At 63.0% G+C, this 24,508-nt stretch carries 14 protein-coding genes; 6 read left to right on the top strand and 8 right to left on the bottom strand.

Annotated features, from left to right (window positions below; all coding sequences use genetic code 11):
- Positions 1-31: 31 nt before the first annotated feature.
- The 3 genes from ACV8MC_RS24050 to inhA form a co-directional block, all read right to left on the bottom strand.
- Positions 32-1,597: a methyl-accepting chemotaxis protein gene (locus ACV8MC_RS24050; protein WP_056784262.1), complete on the bottom strand. Its 1,566-nt coding sequence runs from the start codon at positions 1,595-1,597 to the stop codon at positions 32-34.
- Positions 1,598-1,699: 102 nt separating this feature from the next.
- Positions 1,700-2,491 carry a CPBP family intramembrane glutamic endopeptidase gene (locus ACV8MC_RS24045; RefSeq protein ID WP_457263790.1) on the bottom strand — a complete coding sequence of 264 codons (792 nt, stop codon included), beginning with the start codon at positions 2,489-2,491 and terminating at the stop codon, positions 1,700-1,702.
- A 209-nt stretch (positions 2,492-2,700) separates the two neighbouring features.
- Positions 2,701-3,387, bottom strand: coding sequence for an isonitrile hydratase (gene inhA, locus ACV8MC_RS24040; RefSeq protein ID WP_150635801.1), 687 nt, complete (start codon positions 3,385-3,387; stop codon positions 2,701-2,703).
- 89 nt (positions 3,388-3,476) lie between these two features.
- On the opposite strand from inhA, the gene ACV8MC_RS24035 reads away from it, so the two are divergent.
- Positions 3,477-4,499, top strand: a complete 1,023-nt coding sequence (locus ACV8MC_RS24035) for a GlxA family transcriptional regulator (RefSeq protein ID WP_353187691.1) — start codon at positions 3,477-3,479, stop codon at positions 4,497-4,499.
- A gap of 2 nt (positions 4,500-4,501) precedes the next feature.
- Here ACV8MC_RS24035 and ACV8MC_RS24030 read toward each other — a convergent pair whose 3' ends face one another.
- The 4 genes from ACV8MC_RS24030 to ACV8MC_RS24015 all read right to left on the bottom strand — a co-directional run bounded on the left by ACV8MC_RS24030 (position 4,502) and on the right by ACV8MC_RS24015 (position 8,545).
- Complete coding sequence (locus tag ACV8MC_RS24030) at positions 4,502-5,134, bottom strand: BRCT domain-containing protein (RefSeq protein ID WP_353187690.1); 633 nt, start codon at positions 5,132-5,134, stop codon at positions 4,502-4,504.
- 12 nt (positions 5,135-5,146) lie between these two features.
- Complete coding sequence (locus tag ACV8MC_RS24025) at positions 5,147-5,536, bottom strand: hypothetical protein (protein WP_353187689.1); 390 nt, start codon at positions 5,534-5,536, stop codon at positions 5,147-5,149.
- Between the two features lie 389 nt (positions 5,537-5,925).
- Entirely contained in the window at positions 5,926-7,752 is a 1,827-nt protein-coding gene (locus ACV8MC_RS24020) for a glycoside hydrolase family 15 protein (RefSeq protein WP_457263788.1), read from the bottom strand.
- Entirely contained in the window at positions 7,745-8,545 is an 801-nt protein-coding gene (locus ACV8MC_RS24015; protein WP_457263786.1) for a glucose 1-dehydrogenase, read from the bottom strand. The genes ACV8MC_RS24020 and ACV8MC_RS24015 overlap by 8 nt, the downstream gene beginning before the upstream one ends.
- Positions 8,546-8,779: 234 nt before the next feature.
- Between ACV8MC_RS24015 and ACV8MC_RS24010 the strand changes: the two genes are divergently transcribed.
- Entirely contained in the window at positions 8,780-9,952 is a 1,173-nt protein-coding gene (locus ACV8MC_RS24010) for an MFS transporter (RefSeq protein WP_071171619.1), read from the top strand.
- Positions 9,953-10,063: 111 nt separating this feature from the next.
- On the opposite strand, the gene ACV8MC_RS24005 is transcribed toward ACV8MC_RS24010, so the two are convergent.
- Positions 10,064-11,197 carry a cupin-like domain-containing protein gene (locus tag ACV8MC_RS24005; protein WP_457263784.1) on the bottom strand — a complete coding sequence of 378 codons (1,134 nt, stop codon included), beginning with the start codon at positions 11,195-11,197 and terminating at the stop codon, positions 10,064-10,066.
- Positions 11,198-11,333: 136 nt separating this feature from the next.
- Between ACV8MC_RS24005 and ACV8MC_RS24000 the strand changes: the two genes are divergently transcribed.
- From ACV8MC_RS24000 to ACV8MC_RS23985, 4 genes are all read left to right on the top strand, one after another.
- Entirely contained in the window at positions 11,334-12,074 is a 741-nt protein-coding gene (locus tag ACV8MC_RS24000) for a thioesterase II family protein (RefSeq protein ID WP_150741409.1), read from the top strand.
- A 35-nt stretch (positions 12,075-12,109) separates the two neighbouring features.
- Positions 12,110-13,093 (top strand): TauD/TfdA family dioxygenase, encoded by a 984-nt coding sequence (locus tag ACV8MC_RS23995; RefSeq protein ID WP_457263782.1) that lies wholly within the window; start codon positions 12,110-12,112, stop codon positions 13,091-13,093.
- Positions 13,094-13,280: 187 nt separating this feature from the next.
- On the top strand, positions 13,281-16,682 hold the full coding sequence (locus ACV8MC_RS23990) for an amino acid adenylation domain-containing protein (RefSeq protein ID WP_457263781.1): 3,402 nt from the start codon (positions 13,281-13,283) through the stop codon (positions 16,680-16,682).
- Positions 16,679-24,502, top strand: coding sequence for an amino acid adenylation domain-containing protein (locus ACV8MC_RS23985; RefSeq protein ID WP_457263779.1), 7,824 nt, complete (start codon positions 16,679-16,681; stop codon positions 24,500-24,502). The genes ACV8MC_RS23990 and ACV8MC_RS23985 overlap by 4 nt, the downstream gene beginning before the upstream one ends.
- The last annotated feature ends 6 nt before the right edge of the window (positions 24,503-24,508 follow it).

The following is a 24,508-nucleotide window of genomic DNA, read 5'->3' as shown; positions in this document are numbered from 1 at the left end:
CCATCCGGGTTTTTTCATTCCAGCCTTCCAATCAGCGGTTAAACCGCGCCACCAACGAATACTGCGTGTTGGCCGTCTTCGTCAGTTCTTCACTGAGCAACGCCGAGTTGTGCGCTTGTTCCGAGGTCTGATCGGCCAGTTCCGAGATATTGCTGATGTTGCGGCTGATCTCTTCAGCCACGGCACTTTGCTCTTCGGTCGCGGCGGCGATCTGGGTGGTCATGTCGGTGATGTTGGCCACCGCTTCGCTGATGCCGACCAGTGCCTGATCCGCTTCCAGGACCCGCGCCACGCCTTCTTCAGCCTGGCGATGCCCGGCTTCCATGGTTTGCACGGCGCTGGAGGCAGTCTGCTGCAACTTGGCGATCAGGGCGTGAATCTGCCCGGTGGATTCGCTGGTGCGTTGCGCCAGTTGGCGGACTTCGTCAGCCACGACCGCAAAACCACGGCCCATTTCACCGGCACGCGCTGCTTCAATCGCAGCGTTGAGGGCGAGGAGGTTGGTCTGGTCGGCGATGCCTTTGATCACGTCGACCACGCCACCGATTTCGTCGCTGTCCTTGGCCAGTTGCGTCACGGTCAGGCCGGTTTCGCCGACGACCACCGACAGGCGCTGAATCGCTTCGCGGGTTTCCCCGGCAATGTCGCGGCCGCGGCCGGTCAGGCGGTTGGCTTCCTGGGTGGCGTCAGCGGTGCGCTGTACGTGGCTGGCGACTTCCTGGGTGGTGGCGGCCATCTGGTTGACGGCGGTGGCGACCTGTTCGGTTTCCACGCGCTGGCGTTCCAGGCCGGTGGAGCTGTTGTGCGCCAGGGCGTCGGACTGCTTGGCCTGTTCGGTCAAGTGCTCGGCGGTGTCCTGCAGGCGGGTCAGACAGGTTTTCAGGCGCGCTTCCTGGCTGAGGATCGACATTTCCAGACGCGCCTGGGCGCCACGGCTGTCGGTGTACATCTGCGCGATCAGCGGGTCGGAGGTGGTCTGTTCGGCCAGGCGCAGCAGGCGCTTGAGCCCGCGTTGCTGCCATTGCAGGCCCATCAGGCCCAACGGCACCGAAAGACCGGCGGCGAGGGCGAAGCCCCACTGCGAGTTCAGCGTCGCGCCGATCATGAAGCTCAGCTGGCTGACCAGAATGAACGGCAGCCAGTCCTGCAGGAGCGGCAGCCATTTGTCCGTCGATGGAATCGCCGACTTGCCCTGGTTGATGCGTTGGTAGAGCGCTTCGGCGCGGCGGATCTGTTCGGCGGTGGGCTTGACGCGCACGGACTCGTAACCGATCACCTGGCTGCCATCGAACACCGGTGTGACGTAGGCGTTAACCCAATAGTGGTCACCGGATTTGCAGCGATTCTTGACGATGCCCATCCATGGCAAGCCTTGTTTCAGTGTGCCCCACATGTGCGAGAACACCGCCGACGGCACGTCAGGGTGACGGACCAGATTGTGCGGCGCCCGGATCAGTTCCTCCCGCGAAAACCCGCTGATCTCGACAAAGTCGTCGTTGCAGTAGGTGATCACGCCCTTGGCATCGGTGGTGGAAATCAACCGTTGCTGAGCTGGAAAGGTCCGCTCGCGTTGTGTAATGGGCTGGTTGTTACGCATGGTTTTTCAATCCGCAAGGCTTTGAATGGTTGTCGGCGCCGACAGGTTTTTATTGAAGTTTTTTTTCAGATTTAAGTACGCCGTCGCAAAACCGCGCTTGCGTCAACTGGCCAGCATCGGATAGGTGAACAGGCCGAAGTGCAACAGGTTCAGGCCGAAATGGGTGGCGATCGCCGCGCCCAGTCCGCCGAAACGGTAGGCCAGACCATAGCCGACCCCGGCCAGTCCCGCCAGCAACACCCAGGTCCAGCCAGCGCCGGCATGCACCAGACCAAACAACAGCGAGGCCAACAGCAGCGCGAGATTGTCGCCGTAGGGCAGGTGCTTGAAGCGACGGCTCAGCCCGCCCTGTATATAGCCGCGAAACAGCGCTTCCTCGACCAGCGTCACCAGCAGCAGATTGTTCAGCACCCACAGCCAGGCCTGATCCGGCCATTTCGGTGCCCAGGCGATCACGCCAAGTAAAAGCGCGCCGCCGAGGGCGAGAATCGCGCACAGCGTCAGGGCGAGGGCGGTGGCATAGACCGTCAGGCGCAACGATCGCCGCGCGACGATCCACGGACAAACCAGCAGCAACCAGAAGCCCACCAGCGGTTTGTCGAGATTGAAGTACATCGCGAACGGCACGGCGTTGTCAGTGAAACGTTGCGGATTGATCACGCGGCCGTTGGCGAAGCCCGGCAGCCAGTGCAGCGCCAGTGCCACGGCCAGAACGATGAACAGGCCATGGCCGAGCCAACGCGCGACTGGCACTTGTTGCTGGCGCACGGCGAATGCGGCGAACAGCAAAAGCCCCACGGAGATCAATGCGAGCCAACCGAGCTGGCCGTAGCTCAGGGCCAATCCGTAACCGAGGCCGAGCAACGCGAGGTAGAGCCAGGGCAGCGCCTTCATCGAAAGTCCTTGTGCGAGATTTCTGGAAGGGGCTTTCTACACGGGCGAGGGAGGTGGGACAAGTGAAGGTGTGGCAGTCATGCCAGACACAAATCAAATGTGGGAGCGAGCCTGCTCGCGAATGCGGTCTTCCAGATGACGTCACTGGCGCCTGACACTCCGCCTTCGCGAGCAGGCTCGCTCCCACAGGTTTTGCATTCGGCTGGATATCAGCGCAGGCCCAGTTTGGCCGCTGCGCGTTCGGTAATCTCGGTACGCAGCTTCAACGACGGCACCGCGCGCAACCGCGCTTCATCGACCACCGCGATCGGCGCCACGTCCGGGCTGCCGGCATTGAACGGCGGTGCCGGGGCATATTCCAGTTGCAACTGCACCAGTTGCGCCGTGTCGGCATCGACCAGTTCCGCCGCCAGCACCAAGGCGAAATCGATCCCGGCGGTGATTCCGCCACCGGTAAACAGATTGCCGTCGCGTACCACCCGATCCTTCACCGCAACCGCGCCCAGCGTCGGCAGCAACTGGTGATACGCCCAATGCGTGGTCGCACGTTTGCCCTGCAGCAGGCCCGCCGCGCCGAGCACCAGCGAGCCGGTGCACACCGAGGTCACGTAACGTGCCTGGGCGGCCTGATGTTTAATGAAGTCCAGCGTCTGCTGATCTTCCATCAACGGCCCGACGCCACTGCCGCCGGGCACGCAGATTACGTCCAGATCCGGGCAATCCTCGAAAGTCGTAGTCGGTTTCAGCAGCAGCCCGGTGCTGGATGTCACTGGCATCAGATCCTTCCAGATCAGGTGGACCTGCACGCCGGGCAACGAGGCGAGGACGTCGTAGGGGCCGGTGAGGTCGAGTTGCTGAACCTGCGGGAATAACAGAAAACCGATCTGCAGCGTCATCGTTCTTGCTCCGTTGAAAGAAGTGGACGACTTCACTGTAGGCGGGTAGGTTCTGGCGCATACGCCAATCACCCCACGAATTACGCCAAATGCCCAAAGCCATTCACGTCCTCGCGTTTGCCAACATGCAGATTCTCGATGTCACCGGGCCGCTGCAGGTGTTCGCCTCGGCCAACGATCTGGCTCGCCAGCGCGGTTTGCCCACACCCTATGCGCCGAGCGTGATCGCCAGCGGCGGCGGGGCGGTGATGTCATCGGCGGGGTTGGCGGTGCTCGCAGAACCGTTGCCGCAAACGCCCAGCGACACATTGATCATCTCGGGTGGCTGGGGCATTTATGCGGCATCGGAAGATCTGCAACTGGTCGACTGGGTACGCGAACATGCGCGCGGCTGCCGGCGCGTGGCTTCGGTATGCACCGGGGCCTTTCTACTCGCGGCCAGCGGCTGGCTCGATGGCCGCCGCGTGGTCACCCACTGGACGCGCTGCGAGCAACTGGCCGCGCAACATCCCAATCTGCACGTGGAAGCCAATCCGATTTTCATCAACGACGGCCCGGTATGGACTTCCGCCGGGGTCACGGCCGGTATCGATCTGGCGTTGGCCATGGTCGAAGAAGACCTCGGCCGCGATATCGCCCTCGACGTCGCCCGGCACTTGGTCGTCTTCCTGAAACGCCCGGGCGGACAGTCGCAGTTCAGCGTGACGCTGTCGCTGCAACAACAGGGCAACCGCTTCGATGAACTGCACGCCTGGATCGCCGAGAACCTGACCTGCGACCTCGGCATCCCGACCCTCGCCGAACAGGCTGGCATGAGCGAACGCAGCTTCATCCGCCACTACCGCGCCGACACCGGCCAGACCCCGGCGCGGGCGATCGAATTGATCCGCGTCGAAACCGCCCGCCGACTGCTCAGCGATACCGGCTTGCCGGTGAAACGCATCGCCGCCAATTGCGGCTTTGGCAGTGAAGAGACGCTGCGGCGCAGTTTTCTGCGAGCGATTGGCGTGACGCCGCAGGCTTATCGGGAGCGGTTTTCGGTCAGCGTTGCAACAGATCCAATGCCTTCAGGCGTTTTGGGTCCTATTGATGAAGATCGACCAATGACCTAAGGCTAACCAAACAACACTTTTTGCCAATGGTCTTCACTGATGATTGCTATCGGTACGCCGCTGTCCCGAAGTTCGACGGCTTTTTTGATCTTGGTGCCGTAGGTACTGTGAAGCCATTGCTCATTACCGATGCTGCCTACCACCAGATAATGAATTTTTTTGCTGACGGCGCCACCGATCAGTCCTCCTCGCTCAGTCACGCGCAATTCGCATTCCTTACGCGGCCCGTAAGCCATGACGCCGGTAAAAAGAAAGACGCGATCCGTCCAGCTCAAGGTTGGGAAAGGATTATCGAAGGGTAGGGCATTTGGCGCTGTAAAGGTTTGGATTGACCCTACGGGCAGCCCGGCAAACTGATGAAGCATTCCCAAAAGCTCCACTGATTCATCCGAATCCAGCACGCCATCGCTGAGCATCTCGGCAAGGCGCTTGTAAAGGATGTTAACCACCGGATCGCTTAGATGAACCAGATGAGTTTCAATCCATGTCTTGAGAAATTCTGCTTCTTGCTGGTTGATCTTGCCGTCGGCGGCAAGTCCCGCTGCGACACCAACCAAGGCATCCGCAGAGCGACGATCAATACGCGCTTCGTGAAAGAAACCGCTGCTTTGAAACTCCTGATGCAAATCGACCATCTCTGCTTCTCCTTAAGCCTCAACTTCCGCCACCTGATTGAAATACTTCGTCCGATCCGGCGTAAACGTCACCTTCATCTTCGTCCGCGAACACATCAGAGAACGCTCCTGCGCAAGATCAATATCCAGATCCTCACCGCGCAGACCCTGCCACTGCGCCAGATATTTCAGTGAGCCGTACTTCTCGTTTTTTTTCAGGCTGCGACTGACGCCACCCTTCCAGCCAAGCACCGGCAGTTCATCGGCCAAGCAGCGCTGGGCCAGTTCGGGAAAGCGTTCGGCGCGCTGGCGGCCGATTTCCCAGCATTTGATCAGGCCTTGGTCGGCGGCTTCCCAGAGCTGGGTGCGGCTCAGCCCGGTGCGAAGAGGGGAGTCGATGGTGCGCTGGACGTGATGAGGCATTCCGCTTCCTTGAATTCGGGTGTGGTTGGACAGCTCCGCTGTGCCCGTAAAAGATCAAAAGCCCCTCACCCTAGCCCTCTCCCAGAGGGAGAAGGAACTGACTGAGGTATTGGCTTCTTATCTCGACCATTGCGTTGGATGGTAGGTGTGGATGTAACGGCTGGCAACAAGGTATTTCGGCGTGTAAGCGTACGTAGCGGGAAGCGTTTCAACGTAACGTGTGTGGCTTTTGTAGGCGCAGTTTTTACACAGACTGTCGCCAGACATAACCGCCGTGCAGGTTTCACGTTAGGTATGGGCCTGTTGCCGTTGGCTGGCGGGCAGGCCCGTTGTGGAAAAATCCCGTCCAGTCAGGGATAGGTCTGACATGCGCTGACGAAAAAACAGCCCTACGGCTGCCAGGAACTCTTCTCGCCACTCAACTTGCGATCAAGAAAACTCGCCGCACTGATCAGCGCCAGATGCGTCAGCGCTTGCGGCGTGTTGCCCAGATGCCGGCCATGGCTGTCGAACTCTTCGGCGTACAGCCCAAGCGGATTGGCATATCGCAGCAATTGCTCGAACTCCAGGTGGGCTTTTTCCACCTGGCCGGCGCGGGCCAGGCATTCGACGTACCAGAACGAACACGCGGCGAACGCGCCTTCGGTGCCGCTGAGGCCGTCGATGTTGGCGTCTTCGTTGCGATAGCGATAGACCATGCCGTCGCGCACCAGGGTTTTTTCGATCGCTTCGAGGGTCGACAGCCAGCGCGGATCCTTGGCGCTGACGAAGCGCACCAGCGGCATCAGCAGCATCGAGCCATCCAGTGCGGTACCGCCCTTGTACTGAACGAAATGCCCGCGTTCTTCGTCCCAGAAGTTTTCCCAGATGTCGGTGTAGATCGCTTGCCGGGTGTCATCCCAACGGGCGAACGGCGCCGGCAGCGAACGCTTGGAAGCCAGACGGATCGCCCGGTCCAGCGCCACCCAGCACATCAGCCGCGAGTGCAGGAAATGATGGGTCTCACCGCGCATTTCCCAAATGCCGACATCTTCGCTCTGCCAGTTTTCGCAGACCTGATCGACCACTTCGCCGACATGCCGCCAGCCTTCGTGGGAGATCGCATCACCGTACTTGTTGACCAGATACACGGCGTCCATCAGCTCGCCGAAGATATCCAGCTGGATTTGGTCATAAGCGCCGTTACCGATGCGCACCGGTTGCGCGCCGCCGTGGCCGGCCAGGTGCGTCAGCTCGGTTTCCGGCAACTCCTGCTGGCCGTCGATGGCATAGAGGATGTTGAGCTTCATCGGTTTGCCGCAGCAATCGCTGACCCGTCCGCGCAGCCATTGCATGTAGTGGTTGGCTTCATCGACAAAGCCCAGGCGCATGAACGCGTAAACCGTGAACGAGGCATCGCGGATCCACGTGTAGCGGTAATCCCAGTTGCGTTCGCCGCCGGGAGTTTCCGGCAGGCCGAAGGTGGCGGCGGCGAGAATCGCACCGTGGCGACGCGAGGTCAGCAGTTTCAGGGCGAGGGCGGAGCGATTGACGATTTCCCGCCAGCGCCCGCGATAGTTGGATTGGCCGATCCAGCCGCGCCAGTATTTGAGGGTGCGCTCCATGCACAACTCGCCGGCGCCTTCGGCAAAACGCGGATCGTCGCTGCCGCCGAGCATGAACGCGGCGGTTTCATTGTGCTTGAGGGTGAACTGCGCGACGGCCGCTTGCGCATCGATCTGCATTGCCTGATCTGAAGCCAGGCGTATCGACGGCTGGCCAGCGGCGTGGAACGTTACGTCTTTTTCGTCCATTTCTGCCCGGGTGTCGGCGCGGCCGTAGTCGTGGCGCACCGCGCAACGCAGATTGAACGTTGCCGAACCGCTGACCACGCGCACCCGGCGCATCAGCAGCGGCAGGGCGTCGACATCGTCCCCGATGGGCAACAGATCGGTGATTTCCACCACTGCGTGTTCGCTCAGCCAACGGGTCTGCAAGACATTGGTGTCGGGCAGATAAATCTGTTCTCGGCGTGCATCCGGCAAGTCCGGCGCGAGCTGGAAAATCCCTGCTTCAGGGGTATCGAGCAGCGAGCAGAAGATCGTCGGGCTGTCGAACTCCGGCCAGCAGAAAAAATCCACGCTGCCCTTGTCATTGACCAGTGCGGCGCTGCGCATGTCGCCGATGATGCCGTGGGCACCGATGGGACTTTGTTGTTCCATTTCAGGCTCAGCCATTGCCGCGAAACTCCGGATAGAGGCTCATCCCGCCATCGATGAACAGGGTGGTGCCGACGATGTAATCGGACAGGTCGGAAGCGAGGAAAACCACTGCGTTGGCGACATCCTCGACATCGCCGATGCGCCCGTACGGAATCAGCTCAAGAAGTTTGTCGCCGGCCGCGCCTTCAGTGGCTTCTGTGTTGATAGCCGTGCTGATCGCACCGGGCGCGATGCTGTTGATGCGGATGCGCTGGTGGCTGACTTCCTGGGCGAGGCTCTGCATCAATTGATCGACGCCGCCCTTGGACGCCGCGTAATTGACATGCCCGGCCCATGGAATGCGCTGGTGCACCGAACTCATGTGAATGATCTTGCCCGCCGCGCGCGACACGCCTTCGCGCACGCCCTGACGCTGGAAAATCCGCAACGCCGCCCGTGCGCAGAGGAACTGCCCGGTGAGGTTGACGCCGATCACCGTGTTCCAGTCGTCGAGCGTCATGTCCACGGCAGCGGCGTCTTTTTGCAGGCCGGAATTGGCCACCAGAATGTCCAGCGAGCCGAAGGCTTCGACGGTCTCTTTGAACAGCCGCTCGACATCTTCTTCTTTCGAAACATCGGCGCCGATAGCGAGGGCCTTGCCGCCCTTGGCGTTGATTTGCGCGGCCAGTTCTTCCGCAGGTTCAGCGCTGCTGTTGTAGTTGATCACGACCGCAGCACCGGCCGCAGCGAGTGCTTTGGCGGCGGCATGGCCGATGCCGGAGCTGGCACCCGTGACCAGCGCCACCTGATGAGCGAGGGAAATCTGCATGACGATTCGCGCCTTGGTTCCAGAGACTTAAGTAGCTGACTGATGGCAGACGCTGAGAGTTCATTTGCTGGATGCGGTGATTGCGCCGGCCCCTTCGCGAGCAGGCTCGCTCCCACCGGGGGACGGCATTTCGAATGTGCGAGCGAAGGGGCCTTCACAGACCGCTAACAATTGCGCGCTTCCACGGCATTCAAGGCTATGGCAACTTGGCCGCCCCTGATGAGGCTGCAATCGATGGCAAACCCCTACCGCGAATTGTTCACCGCCCCCGGCGCCCGTGCGTTTGTGCTGGCCGGGATGCTGGCGCGCATGCCGATTTCCATGACCGGCATCGGCCTCATCACCATGCTTGCGCAGTTGAACGGCGGTTATGCGCTGGCGGGGGCGGTGGCGGCGACGTTTGCCTTGGCCACGGCGTTTTGCGCGCCGCAGGTATCGCGGTTGGTGGACCGTTATGGTCAGGGGCGGGTGCTGCCGATCGCAGCGCTGACCGGTGGCGGCGGGTTATTGATGTTGCTGCTGTGCACGCGTTTGCAGGCGCCGGACTGGACTTTGTTCGTCTTTGCCGCGCTGGCCGGGTGCATGCCGAGCATGTCGGCGATGGTGCGGGCGCGCTGGACCGAGATCTATCGTGGCCAGCCGCAATTGCAGACGGCGTATGCGCTGGAGTCGGTGCTCGACGAAGTGTGTTTTATCGTCGGGCCGCCGCTGTCGGTGGGCTTGTCGGTCGCGGTGTTTCCCGAGGCCGGGCCGCTGGCGGCGCTGCTGGCCCTGGCCATCGGCGTGACGGCGTTTGTCGCCCAGCGCAGCACCGAACCACCGGTGCACGCGCAGGAGTCGCAGCATCAGGGCTCGATCATTCGCTCGACCGACGTGCAATGGCTGCTGGCGTTGATGCTGGCGATGGGCGTGATCGTCGGGGTGATCGATGTGGTCAGCGTCGCCTTCGCCCAGCACCAGGGCCAGCCGGCAGCGGCGAGTATTGTCTTGTCGGTATACGCGATCGGCTCATGCCTGGCCGGCATCGCCTTCGGTGCGATGCGTTCGAAACTGCCGCTGCCGCGCCTGTTTCTCTACGGCGGCGTGGCGACGGCAGTGACCACGCTGCCGCTGCTTTTGGCGAGCAACATCCTCGGCTTGTCGATCGCGGTATTTATCGCCGGACTGTTCTTTTCGCCGACGTTGATTGTTGCGATGGCGTTGATCGAACGCATCGTGCCGCCGGCCAAACTGACTGAAGGCCTGACCTGGCTGGTGACCGGACTGAGCATCGGCGTGGCGATCGGCGCCGCCGGTTCCGGCGCGCTGGTCGATGCGTTTGGCGCGCGCAGCGGATTCTGGCTGGCGATTGCGGCGGGGGCGGTGGTGCTGATTTCAGCGTTCCAAAGTTTCCGTCACTTGAAATGAAATTCCACTGTGGGAGCGAGCCTGCTCGCGAAGGCGGTGTGTCAGTAAATATCTTCATACCTGATACAACGCCTTCGCGAGCTGGCTCGCTCCCACAGTTATTTTGCGGTGTTACCAGCCGCGTCCTGAGTTGACCCAGAAGTTGACTGATAACGAAGTCGACACGGACTCCACCTGATGGAACCAGCCCTCGGGCAGGAACAGCAGATCCCCAGCCTCCAGCGTCACCCGCAAAAACGTCACCTCCCGCGCTGCCGGGAAGCGTTCATAGTCCGGCGCATCGGGGTTGAAATCGCAGCCATCCAGGCCACCCTTGGGCGCGGTCGACCAAGTGCCCAGTGCCTCGCGGTGATGCGGCGCGGCAAGGGTGAATTTTTTCTGCCCCCAAACCTGGGCGAAGAGGTTGTCGGTGTCATCGCGGTGCAACGGCGTCAGCGTGCCCTTGGGGCCGATCCAGATACGTGGCGGAATGAACAGCGACGTGTCGAAGTAGGGCGGGTACTGGATCTGCTGCAACAATTGCGCGGGCAGGATGTTGTTGCCCATGTACGCCGGCGGCTCGCCATCCGCGCCTTTGACCGCCGGGCTGTCCAGCGAGGCGATGAATTCGGCCATCGAGGTCGAGCGGAAATCACGCTCGGTGGAAAAGGTCTTCTTCACGTAATCGCCATGACGGGTGATGCCCTGCAGTTCGGCGAAATGCACCAGCGACTCCTCGCGGCTCAGGCTGAACAGTGGCCAGTCGTGCAGGGCATTGCTGATCACCAACGGAATGCCGTTGGGCAGATACCGGGTTTCGAATTCGTGCCGGCTCAACTCGGCGCGTGTGCGACGTTCGACGCTGGTCTGCCGAGGCAGCGCGGCAGTGAGCTTTTCGCTGAAGCGTGGCGGCGTCGGGTAGCGCTTGTTCATGTCGACCTTTTCCACCGTGCCGCCTCCCTGGCGGGCGTGGTCGATGATCTGCGGCAGCATTGTCGCCAGGCCCATGTTGCCGCCGATCTTCAGGCGCCCGCTGGCGAACAGTTCCTCGACGTTGGCCACGCCGGCCATGATCCCCAAAAAGTCCTTTTCCGCGACTTCGATGGTCACGTCCGGGCTGGGGTGGCGACCGGCTGCGGTGCGCTGGCTGGTCTTGATGTCATACCAGTACGCCTGTTGCGCACTGAAGATGAACTGGAAAACCCCCTCGATGCCGACCGCGCCGGCGTTGGCGAACAACTTGCCCAGAATGCTCTGCAGGTCCACGGTGATTCCCTCGCGATTGTTGTTTTTTTCCTGAACAGGCAACGAGCGGCTGGCGGGGGAATTTAGCGACCGGGCGACTAATTTGTCCGGCGAGTGATCCGTCTTTCTTGCAGACACATTTTTCAAGGAAAGCGCGGTGACCAAGCTGACATTGCTGTGCCTGCCCTATTCGGGCGCCAGCGCCATGGTTTACAGCCGCTGGCGGCGTCAACTGCCGACGTGGCTGCAATTGCAACCGGTGGAACTGCCGGGACGTGGCGCGCGGTTCGATGAACCGCTGCAAACCGACATGCGCGCACTGGCGCGGCAACTGGCGCGCGAGCACAAGCCGGGGTTGCAAGGCCCGTATGCGTTGTTCGGGCATAGCCTCGGTGCGTTGCTCGCCTGCGAAATGGCCCATGCCTTTCGCGAATTGGGTGTGCCGGAGCCGCTGGCGCTGTTCGCCTCCGGCACCGCCGCACCGTCCATGCGCAGCGATTACGACCGAGGCTTTGCCGAACCGCGCAGCGATGAGGAACTCATCGAACAGTTGCGCACCTTTCAGGGCACCAGCGAAGAAATCCTCGCCAATCAGGAATTGATGAGCCTGACCCTGCCGGTGCTGCGCGCCGATTTCATGATGTGCGGGCGCTTCACGCCTGCCGAGCGGCCCCTACTCAATTGCCCGGTGCACGTGCTCGGTGGCAAGGAAGACCGCGCCACCACCGAGCAACTGATCGGCTGGAGCAAGGAGACCCTGGGCAGCTTCTCGGTGGACATGATGACCGGCGGGCATTTCTTCATTCATGAACATGAAGCGCGGGTCATTCGCACGATCAAGACGCATCTGGAAGTGCATCACCGGCGCCATGCGCAGGCCGCGCAACCGGCGTTCTGAGACGCGACCCATCTATCATTTTCAGGAGGCCAGTCATGGCTGTTGCTCTGGGATTTTCCGTGCGGCCACTGCTGCCGCAGCGCGGACGTTTGCCGCTGTTGGTCGAAGCAAGCGATGCCGACACCGATCTGTTGGCGGTATTCGATGAATTGAAGGCCTTGGTCGACGAGCATCTGCTGCGCGACGGTGGCGTGCTGTTTCGCGGCTTCCGCCTCGACGGCGCCGAGCAGTTTCGCCAGTTTGCCGCGAGTTTCGGCCATCCATTGCTCAACTACGAGTTCGGCTCGACGCCGCGTACCAACGTCACCCAAGGCGTGTACACCTCCACCGAATACCCGGCGCACCAAAGCATTCCGCTGCACAACGAGCAGGCCTATTCCCGCGACTGGCCGATGAAGATCTGGTTCTACAGCATGATCGCCGCCAGGTCCGGCGGTGAGACGCCGATTGCCGACAGCCGCGAAGTCTACCGGCGCATCCCCGTGGCGATCCGCGAGCGGTTCGTCAGCAAAGGCCTGATGTACGTGCGCAACTTCGGCAATGGCCTCGATGTGGCCTGGGAAGACGTGTTCAACACCGAAGACCGAGAAGTCGTCGAGGCCTACTGCAAGGCCCACGGCATTGTCTGCGAGTGGAAGGACGACGGTGAGCTGCGCACGCGGCAGACCTGTCAGGCGGTGGCGGTGCATCCGGTGACCGGCGACCACGTCTGGTTCAATCAGGCGCACCTGTTTCACATCTCCAACCTGCCAGCGGATGTGCGCGAAAGCTTGCTCGACATCGTCGACGAAGAAGACCTGCCACGTAACGTCTACTACGGCGACGGCTCGCCGATCGAAGACGATGTGCTGGCGCAGATTCGCGCGGTGCTCGACGACTGTGCGATCAGTTTCCCCTGGCAGGAGGGCGATGTGCTGATGCTCGACAACATGCTCTCGGCTCACGCGCGCTCACCGTTCGAAGGGCCGCGCAAAGTCATCGTGGCCATGGCCGAGGGGCATTCGCAGGACGTGCGCTGACCTGTTCGCAACCCTTCAACTCAAATGCCGAATCCGGGCCTGTACCGGCTTCGGCATTTGTCTGTCTGGCCTTTGAACCGTCGGGCCGTGATTGCCGCTGGCGCGCTAAATCATCGCGCCGGCCATTCGTTCTTGTTGATACGACCGGGTCTCCAGGTCACGCCGCCGATCAGCAAGGACTCCACGCATGAATGCCGCAGACGCACAGAAACTAGCCCGCCGCTTTATCGAATTGCCCCAGGACAAACGCCGTCTGTTCCTAGCCGGCATGGCCCGCGAAGGCATCGATTTTGCGCAGCTGCCCATGACCGCCTGCGACGGCATCGCCGAGCGTGACGGCCTGTCTTACGCGCAGCAGCGCATGTGGTTTCTCTGGCAGCTGGAGCCGACCAGCGCCGCCTACAACCTGCCGATGGCGGTGCGTCTGGATGGTGAGTTGCAAGTCGAGGCACTGGAGCAGGCCTTCAGCCGTCTGGCGGCGCGCCACGAATGTTTGCGCACCACCTTCGGCCAGGACGGCGAGCGGGCCTTCCAGCGTGTGGCCGAACCAAAGCCACTAAAACTGCCCGTCACTGACCTGAGCACGGTGCCCGAAGCGCAGCGCTGGCCGCTGGCGCAGCAGCACATGATGGCCGAGGCGACCCAGGCCTTCGACCTGCAGAACGGCCCGCTGCTGAGTCTGCGTCTGTTACGCCTGGCCGAGCAGGAACATGTGCTGCTGCTGACCCTGCATCACATCATCGCCGACGGCTGGTCGATGAACATTCTGATCGACGAATTCATGCGCACTTACGACGCGTTGGTCGCCGGGCGTGATCCGACGCTGGCGCCGTTGAGCGTGCATTACCGCGACTACGCACTGTGGCAGCGCAGCTGGCTGGAGGCCGGTGAGCGCGAGCGGCAATTGGACTACTGGCGCACGCAACTGGGCGACGAACATCCAGTGCTGGAATTGCCCACCGATCGCGCCTATCCGGCGCAGTCCAGTCATCAGGGCGCACGCCTGGAAACGGTGATCGACGCACCCCTGCGCGAAGAGCTGAAAAACCTTGCCCAGCGTCAGGGCGTAACCTTGTTCGTGGTGTTGCTGGCAGCGTTCAAGACCCTGTTGCATCGCTACAGCGGCCAGACCGATATTCGTGTCGGCGGGCTGATCGCCAACCGCACCCGCAGTGAAACCGAAGGGTTGATCGGCTTCTTCGTCAACACGCAGATTCTGCGCAGCGTGGTCACCGCACAAACGCCCTTCACCGAGTTGCTGCAGAACCTGCGCCAGGCCGCCCTCGGCGCCCAGGCCCATCAGGATCTGCCGTTCGACGCCCTGATCGAAGCCCTGCAACCGGCGCGCAGCCAGAGCCACAATCCGCTGTTCCAAGTGATGTTCAACCACCAGCCGCTGGTCACCGATCTGCACCAGGCGCAACTGGCCTCGGGTTTGCGCGTGGGCTATTTGAGCGAGGAGCAACTGGCCGGCAGCGGCCGGCAACATGCGGCCACCAGTGACCTGATGCTCGACACTCGCGAGGAGGGCGAGCAATTGTTTGCTGCCTTCACTTACGCCACGGATATTTTTGATGCTTCAACCATCGCCGCGCTGGCCGGGCATTGGCGCAACATTCTCCAGTCGGTGTGCCGCGATCCGCAGCAGTTGATCGGCGAAGTGGCGATGCTCGCCGACAGCGAACGCCACGGGTTGATCCAGGCCACCGCGCCAGCGCCTCGTTTCACTAGCGTGCAAAGCCTGTTCGAAGCGCAAGTCGCACGGACTGCGCAAGCGCCGGCGGTGCGGTTGGCCACAGCGTCTGCGCCGGCATTCAGCTACGACGAACTCAACACTCGCAGCAATCGTCTGGCCCACCATTTGCGCGCACAGGGTGTCGGCCCGGACGTGCTGGTCGGTGTTGCGCTGGGGCGTTCGCTGGAACTGGCGATGGCGCTGTTGGCCGTGCTCAAGGCCGGCGGCGCCTACGTGCCGCTGGATCCGCAGACCCCGGCCGAACGCTTGCGCCATGTGCTCGCTGACAGTGGTTTGCAACTGTTGCTCGGCGACCAGCAAAGCCTCGCCAGCCTGCCGCCGCTCGACGGCATCGAATGCCTGTGTCTGGAGCAGTTGCCCGCCAGCGAGCAGAGCGACAACCTGCCGGTCACGGTCGAAGCCGACAACCTCGCTTACGTGATCTACACCTCTGGCTCCACCGGACGGCCGAAAGGCGTGGCGGTCAGTCATGGCGCGCTGAGCGAGTTCATTGCCCGCGCCATCGATTACAGCGATCTGCGCGAAGGCGACCGGGTTCTGCAATTCGCCACCAGCAGTTTCGACGGTTTCGTCGAGCAGTTTTTCCCGCCGCTGTGCCATGGCGCCAGCGTGGTCATGCGCGATGCACCGCTGTGGGACAGCGCGACGCTGCATCAGGTGATCATCGATCAGGGCATTACCCTGGCTGATCTGCCAGCGGCCTACTGGTATTGGCTGGTGCAGGAATATGCGGCGAAACCGCCGGCAAGTTTCGGCGCGCTGCGGCAGATTCACGTCGGCGGTGAAGCCATGGCGGTGGACGGTTTGCGCTTGTGGCAACAGGCCGGGCTCGGCCATGTGCGCCTGCTCAATACCTACGGCCCGACCGAGGCCACGGTGGTCTCGACGATTCATGACTGCACCGCGCTGACCGCGCAGGACGTGTCGTGGCGCGGCATGCCGATCGGCAAGCGCCTGGCGGCGCGGCGTCTGTACGTGCTCGACGATGATCTGAACCTGCTGCCGCAAGGCGCGGTGGGCGAGTTGTACATCGGTGGGCCGGGGCTGGCGCGCGGTTATCACCGTCAGCCGAGCCTCAGCGCTGAGCGGTTCATTGTCGACCCTTTCGCCGACGGTCAGCGCCTGTACCGCACCGGCGATCGTGCGCGGCTGCGCGGCGATGGCGCGCTGGAGTACGTCGGCCGGGTCGATCATCAGGTGAAGATTCGCGGCTTCCGCATCGAACTGGGCGAGATCGAATCGCGCCTGCAGCAATGTCCGGGCGTTCGCGAAGCAGTGGTGCTGGCGGTGCCGTTCGCGGGCGGTGCGCAACTGGTCGCCTACGTTGTGACAGAACCTGCGGTGCTCGCCAGCGCGGCGACGCAAGCGGCATTCCGTCAGCAGACCCGCGCCGCGCTGCAAGCCAGCCTGCCGGATTACATGGTGCCGGGGCATCTGCTGTTGCTGGCGAACCTGCCGCTGACACCGAGCGGCAAGCTCGACCGCAAGGCCTTGCCGACGCCGGATCCTGCGCAGTTGCAGGGCGATTACCGCGCCCCGCAATTGCCGGCCGAGCAGTGTCTGGCGCAGGTCTGGGCCGAGGTGCTGCACGTGCCGCGTGTGGGCCTGGACGATCACTTCTTTGAGCTGGGCGGCCATTCGTTGCTGGCCGCGCAGGTGATTGCCCGGGTCAAGGAGCAGATGGGCGTGGTGCTGCCACTGCGCAGCCTGTTCGAAAACCCGCTGCTGGCGGATCTCGCCGAGGTGCTCGGGCAACTGGCCGAGGTGAGCGGCGACGACGACTGGTCCGACATGGATCAGTTCATGAATGCTTTGCAAGGAGAAGAAGTATGAGCGGCACGATGGCGGAACGTATTGCAAAAAGGTTCGTCGGCTTGCCGCTGGAACAGCGTCGGCTCTTTCTCGCCAAACTGCGCGAGGAGGGCAAGGACTTCAGCCTGTTGCCGTTGCCGGTCAGCCGCCACGACTGCGGGCAGATTCCCCTGTCGTTCGCCCAGCAACGCCTGCTGTTCCTGTGGCAACTGGAACCGCACAGCGCCGCGTACAACATGGCCGCTGGCTTGCGTCTCAAAGGTTCGCTGAATGAGTCAGCCCTGAGCCGCTCGTTCGATCATCTGCTGGCGCGCCATGAAGTGTTGCGCACGGTGTTTCACACCGACGGCGATCAAGCGCATCAGCTGATCCTCGAGCAGCAAAGTATTGCGCTGCAACGCTTCGATCTGACCGGCACCGCCGCGCAAGAGCGCGAAGAACTGCTCGCGCAACACGTGCAAGACGTCACCGCGCAACCGTTCGATCTGCGCCACGGCCCGCTGTTGCGCGCCAGCCTGTTTGCTTTGGCCGACGATGAGTTCGTGCTGGTGGTGAGCATGCATCACATCGTCTCCGATGGCTGGTCGATGGACGTCATGGTCAAGGAATTCGTGCAGTGCTATCAGGCGTTCAGCCTGCAGCGCGAGCCGCAATTGCCGGCGCTGCCGTTGCAATACGCCGACTATGCGATCTGGCAGCGGCGCTGGCTGGAGGCCGGCGAGGGTGAACGCCAGCTCGACTACTGGCGTCAGCAATTGGGCGACGAACATCCGCTGCTGGAAGTGGCGCCGGACTTTGCCCGACCGCTGACGCAAAGCTTTGCAGGACAGACCCTGAGCTTTGATTTCGGCACCGACCTGTCGCAACAGCTCAACGTCTTCGCCCGCAGCCAGGGCATCAGCCTGTTCATGCTGGTGCTGGCCGGGTTCTCGCTGTTCCTTTCGCGTCTGGCCGGCGAGCGCGACATTCGTGTCGGCGTGCCGAATGCCAACCGTGGCCGCGCCGAAGTCCAGGGACTGATCGGTTTCTTCGTCAACACCCAGGTGCTGCGTTGCCAGGTCGATGAGCGCGGCAGTTTCGCCGATTTGCTGGCGCATGTGCGTGAAGCGGCATTCGGCGCACAGGCACATCAGGAGTTGCCGTTCGAGCAACTCGTCGACGAATTGGTCGCCGAACGCACCCTGGGCCACAACCCGCTGTTCCAGGCCAAGTTCAACCAGAACGTCGGCATGCAGAAACAACGCTCGATGGCCTTGCCCGGCCTGACCGTCAGCGAATACCCGCTGGCCAAGGACGGCACGCATTTCGATCTGGCCCTGGACATCACCGACGACGGCGCACTGATCCACGGTCAGATGACCTACGCCAGCGATCTCTACCGGGCTGAAACGGTCGCCGGTTTTGTGCCGATGTTGCTGGACCTGTTTACACAGTTGCTCAACTCGCCGCAGGCGCCATTGCACACCGTGGCCACGCGGCGGCCTGCTGTGCTTGCCATTCACCGCGAACCGGCGTTGACGGTGTTGCAACACTGGGCGCGTGAAGTGGCCCGGCAGCCGCTGGCGCTGGCCGCTCGGGATCTCAAGCAAACGGTGACTTTCCAGGCGCTGGATGAACAAGCCAACCGTCTCGCCCATTATTTGCGTGCGCAGGGCGTCAGTGTCGGCGAACCGGTGGCGGTGCTGCTGGAGCGTTCGCTGGACTGGCTGACTTGTCTGCTGGCGATTTTCAAGGCTGGCGCGGTGTACATGCCGCTCGACGTCAAGGCGCCAAGCGCGCGCCTGCAACAGATGCTCGGCGCTGCCCAGGCGCGGGCGCTGATCGGTGCTGAAGGCGACGCACGGCTCAGCGAACTGGCGGCTGAGGGCTGTCAGGGTCTGGAGTTTGCGCCGGGGCAATGGCAGTCACTGCCGGCATCCGCGCCTGAGCTGACGCTGTATGCGCAGTCGCCGGCCTACGTGATTCACACCTCCGGTTCCACCGGGCAACCCAAGGGCGTGCTGGTCAGCCACGGCGCGCTGGGCAGTTATGTGCGCGGTGTACTCGAGCGTCTGGCGCCGGCGCCGGAGGCGAGCATGGCGCTGGTCTCGACCATCGCCGCCGACCTTGGCTTCACGGTGCTGTTCGGCGCGTTGTGCTCGGGCCGATTGCTGCATGTGCTGCCGGAAGAACTCGGCTTCGATCCGGATCGCTTTGCCGAATACATGGCCCGCCATCGCGTTGGCGTGTTGAAAATCGTCCCCGGACATCTCGCCGCGCTGTTGCAGGCGGCCAAGCCTGCCGATGCGTTGCCGGAACACGCGCTGATCGTCGGCGGCGAAGCCTGTTCGCCGGCGCTGGTCGAGCGCGTTCAGCAACTTAAGCCGGGCTGCCGCCTGATCAACCACTACGGGCCGAGCGAAACCACCGTGGGCGTGCTGACCCATGAGGTCGAAGTGCTTGCCGCGCAAGCACGCAGTGTTCCGGTCGGCACGGCGTTGGCCGGTGCCCATGTCTATGTGCTCGACGATGTGCTCAACCCGGTAGCCGATCAGGTCGCCGGTGAGCTGTACATCGGCGGCGACAGCGTTGCCCTTGGTTACCTGAATCAGCCAGCGCTGACCGCAGAACGCTTCCTGCCCGACCCGTTCGGCGCAGCGGGCGCGCGGGTCTACCGCAGCGGCGACCGGGTCCGGCGCAATCGCGAGCAGGCGCTGGAATTCATCGGTCGTGCCGACGATCAGGTCAAAGTGCGCGGCTACCGTGTTGAGCCTGCGGAAGTCGCGCGGGTGTTGCTCAGCCTCGACGGTGTCAGCGAAGCCGCCGTGCTCGCGCTGCCACTGGATGACGATCCGGCGCGCCTGCAACTGCTGGCATGGTGCGTGCCGGCAGCGGGCGCGAAGGTGCAGGCGCAGGATCTGCGCGAGCAATTGCAGGCGCGGCTGCCGGATTACCTGGTGCCGGCGCAGTTAGTGTTGCTGGAAAAGCTGCCGCTGACCGCCAACGGCAAACTCGACAAGCGTGCCTTGCCAGTGCCCGGCGTGGTCAGCCAGCAGTTCGTCGCGCCGGTCGGTGAGATCGAAGAGAAACTGGCCGCGATCTGGGCTGAGGTGCTCAAGCTTGAGCGGGTCGGCAGCAGCGATAACTTCTTTGAACTGGGCGGCGACTCGATCCTCAGCTTGCAGATCATCGCCCGGGCCAAGCGCCAGGGCATCAAGCTCAGCCCCAAGCAGTTGTTCGAAAAACAGACCATCGGCCAACTGGCTGCCGTGGCCAGACTGATCGAAGCCAAACCGGCTGCCGTCGCCGCACCAGTGGCTCGCGGGCCGTTGCCGTTGCTACCGATTCAGGTGCGTTTCTTCGAGACGCCGATTGCCCAGCGCCAGCATTGGAACCAGTCGGTAATGCTGCAACCGACCCTGGCGCTGGACGCCGTGCATTTGCGCAAGGCGCTGGCGACGTTGGTCGAACAGCACGAAGCGCTGGCCTTGAGCTTTGTGCAGTCGGGCGATCACTGGCAGGCACTGCCGCAGCCGCAGGGTGATGCCGAATTGCTCTGGGTACGCGAGCTGGACAGCCTCGATGCCTTGCCGGCCGTGGCCGACGCGGCGCAGCGCAGCCTGGATTTGCAACGCGGGCACTTGCTGCGCGCGGTGCTGGTCAACCTGCCGAACGCCGAGCAGCGCTTGTTGCTGGTGATCCATCATCTGGTGGTCGACGGCGTGTCGTGGCGCATTCTGCTTGAGGACTTGCAGCAGGCTTACCAGGCATTGGCGGCGGGGACGGCGCCGGTGTTGCCGGGCCAGAACAGTTCGCTGCACAACTGGGCCGAGCAGTTGCATCGTTATGCACAGAGCGAAACGTTGGCGGCCGAAAGCGCTTATTGGCGCCAGACCCTGGCGGCGGCTGACGCGGCACTGCCACGGGATTTCGCCGAGGACAGCCAGACCCGCGCCCAGGCTGCCCGCGCCAGTACGCGCCTGAGCCAGACATTGACCGACAAACTGCTGAAAGTCGCCCCGGCGGCCTACCGCACGCAAATCAACGACCTGTTACTGACCGCATTGGCGCGGGTGTTGTGTGACTGGAGCGAGCAGCCTTCGGTGTTGATCCAGCTCGAAGGCCATGGTCGTGAAGACCTGTTCGACGACATCGACCTGAGCCGCACGGTCGGCTGGTTCAGCAGCCTGTTCCCGGTGCGCCTGACCCCGCAGGCCAATCCCGCTGCATCGCTGTGTGCGATCAAGGAGCAACTGCGCGCCGTGCCGGGCAAAGGCATCGGTTATGGCGTGCTGCGTTACCTCACGCGTGCTGCCGAGTTGCAGACGCTGGCGCAACCACGGGTGACCTTCAATTACCTCGGTCAGTTCGACGGCGCGTTCAGCGCTGAGCAGGGCGCGTTGTTCTTACCAAGCAGCGACGGCACTGGCGCCAATCAGGATGGGCAAGCGCCGCTGGGCAATTGGCTGAGTGTTGACGGTCAGGTCCTCGGTGGTGAGCTGGAACTGACCTGGACCTTCGGCACCGGCATGTACCGCGCCGAGACCATCGAGGCGCTGGCCGAGGCCTATCGCCGCGAACTGCAACGCCTGATCGAACATTGCTGCGCGAGCGGCGCAGGTGGCGTGACTCCTTCGGATTTCAACCTCGCCAACCTGACCCAGGCGCAGCTGTCGGCATTGCCGATTGCGCCGCGTGACATCGTCGATCTGTACCCGCTGTCGCCGATGCAGCAAGGCATTCTGTTCCACAGCCGTAACGAGCCGGACAGCCCGGCCTACACCAATCAGCTGCGCGTCGATGTCGAGCAGCTCGACGCCGAGCGCTTCCGCCAGGCCTGGCAGCAGACCCTCGAAGCCCACGATATTCTGCGTACGGCGTTCGTCTGGCCGCAGGATGCCGCCGCGCCGGTGCAGGTGGTCCGCAGCCGTGTGCAGATGCCGTGGCAGGTGCAGGACTGGCGCGGTCGCGCTGGCCTGGATGCCGCGCTTGATCATCTCGCCGCTGAAGATCTGCACAACGGTTTCGATCTGCTCGACGCACCGCTGTTGCGCGTGACGTTGGTGCGCATCGATGAGCACACTCATCACCTGATCTACACCTGCCATCACATCCTCATGGACGGCTGGAGCACTTCGCAGTTGTTCGGCGAAGTGCTGCAACGTTACGCCGGCATCGTGCCGAGCACAGGGCAGGGGCGTTATCGCGATTACATCGAATGGCTCGGCCAGCGCGATCCGCAAGCCAGTCGGCAGTTCTGGAGCACGGCGCTGGCGGATCTCGAAGAGCCGACGCGACTGGCCAGTGCCATGCCGGTCAGGCACGCGGCTAGCGGCTATGCCGATCACGAGCATGTGTTCAGCGAACCGCTGACCGCAGAACTGAACCGCTTCGCCCGCGAGCAGAAAGTCACCCTTAATACGCTGGTGCAAGCGGCGTGGCTGTTGCTGTTGCAGCGCTACACCGGCCAGGATCACGTGGCGTTCGGCGCGACGGTCGCCGGACGGCCGACGGATTTGCCGGGTGTCGAGCAGCAGATCGGTCTGTTCATCAACACCTTGCCGGTGGTGGCGGCGCCATCGCCGGAGATCGGCGTCAGCCAATGGCTGCAACAGGTGCAAGACCTCAACCTGGCCTTGCGCGAGCACGAACACACGCCGCTGTATGACATTCAGCGCTGGGCCGGGGCGGGTGCCGGCGCGTTGTTCGACAGCATTCTGGTGTTCGAAAACTACCCGATGGCCGAGGCCTTGGCTCAGGGTCCGCAGACCGGCCTGAAATTCTCGGCAATCCGCCGGCAGGAACAGACCAACTATCCGCTGACGCTGGTGGCGGTCACCGGCCGCGAGCTGAGTCTGGGCGTGAGTTACGATCAGGCCAGTTTCGACGCTCAAGCGATCAATGCGTTGAGTGCGCAGTTGCAAGGCCTGCTCGAGCAGTTCCTCGCCGACGCCACGCAGCCGCTGGGGGCGCTGCAACTGCTCGCCGAGCCACAACGGCAACAAGCGATCGAGTGGGGCAAGGCACCCGCGACCGCGCCGGATCAACGCACGGTGCTGGCGTACATTGCCGCGCAAGTGCAACGTCAACCGCAGGCGAACGCGGTGCTGTTCGCTGAGCAATCCATCGCTTACCAAAACCTCGATGCCCGAGCCAATCGTCTGGCGCACAAGCTGCAAGGCATGGGCGTCGGGCCGGAAGTGCGCGTCGGCGTGTGCATGCGCCGCACGCCGGACATGCTGGTCGGCTTGCTGGCGATCCTCAAGGCCGGTGGCGCCTACGTGCCGCTGGACCCGGATTACCCGCAGGAACGCTTGCTGCACATGCTCGACGACAGCCGCGCCGCTGTTTTGCTCACTGAGCCGGCGGCGTTGGCGATGCTGCCCGAGTCGTTGAGTGCGCAGGTGCTGTTGGTGGACGAGAACGTCGCCAGCGAATACCCGGCGACTGCGCCGCTGGTTAACCTCGCGGCTGAAAATCTGGCGTACGTGATCTACACCTCCGGTTCCACCGGCAAGCCGAAAGGCGTAGCGATCAGCCACGGCAATCTGTCGGCGCTGATTCAGTGGTCAGCGGGTGTCTATCGCGAAGAACAATTGCGCGGTGTGCTGGCCTCGACCTCGATCTGCTTCGATCTGTCGGTGTGGGAAATCTTCGTCACGCTGGCCTGCGGAGGCTGTCTGGTATTGGCCGACAACGCTCTGGCGCTGGCGGATTTGCCGGCGCGCGAGCAGGTCACCCTGATCAACACTGTGCCGTCGGCGATTGCCGCGTTGCAACGGGCCGGGCAGATCCCGACTTCGGTCGGCACCATCAATCTGGCCGGCGAGCCGCTCAAGCAGAGTCTGGTCGACAGCCTCTACGCCAGCACTCAGGTGCAGCAGGTCTACGACCTCTACGGGCCGTCGGAGGACACCACTTATTCAACCTTCACCCTGCGCACGCCGCAGGGCCGGGCGAACATTGGCCGGCCACTGGACGACACCGTGGCCTACCTGCTCGACAGTCAGTTGCAGGCGCTGCCCGAGGGCGTGGCGGCCGAGCTGTATCTGGCGGGTGCCGGGGTGACGCGCGGCTATCTGCGCCGCGCCGCGCTGACCGCCGAACGCTTTGTGCCGAATCCTTACGCGAGCAACGGCGAGCGCCTGTACCGCACCGGCGATCTGGTGCGCCAGGGCGACGAGGGCAACATCGAGTACATCGGTCGCGCCGACCATCAGGTGAAGATTCGCGGTTTCCGCATCGAACTCAGCGAGATCGAAGCGCGTCTGCTGGAACTCGACGATATCGGCGAAGCGGTGGTACTGGCGCAGGACGGCGCCGCTGGCAAACACCTGCATGCCTACCTCGTCGCCGCGCCGGACAGCGAGCGGTCGACGCTGACCGAGCGGGTACGCAATGCCTTGGCCAGTCGCTTGCCGGCGCACATGGTGCCGGGGCATCTGCACCTGATCGACGCGATCCCGCTGACGCCCAACGGCAAGCTCGATCGCAAGGCGCTGATGGCGTTGGGCGAGAGCCCGACGCAGGAGCAATACCAGGCACCGCAAAGCGACTTGCAGTGGGAGGTCGCGACGATCTGGCAGCAAGTGCTGGAAGTCGAGCGGGTAGGGCTGGCGGACAACTTCTTCCAGCTCGGCGGCCATTCGTTACTGGCGACGCTGGTGGTGACCCGGGTGCAGGAACGTCTGGGCGACAAGGTGCCGCTCAAGGCGCTGTTCGAAACCGACACGCTCAAGGATTTCTGCGCGCGGATCGAAGCGCTGCGCGTCGAAATGTCGCCCGTTCAGGATGAATTGGCTAAATCACTGGAGGCCCTCAAACGTCTATCCCTCGATGATCTGGAAAAACTGATTTCTTGAGAGGGA

The sequence above is a fragment of the Pseudomonas sp. PK-RTE-24 genome (genome assembly GCF_054052265.1).
The sequence above is the reverse complement of the archived record's forward strand: the minus strand, read 5'-3'. Positions and strand labels throughout refer to the sequence as shown.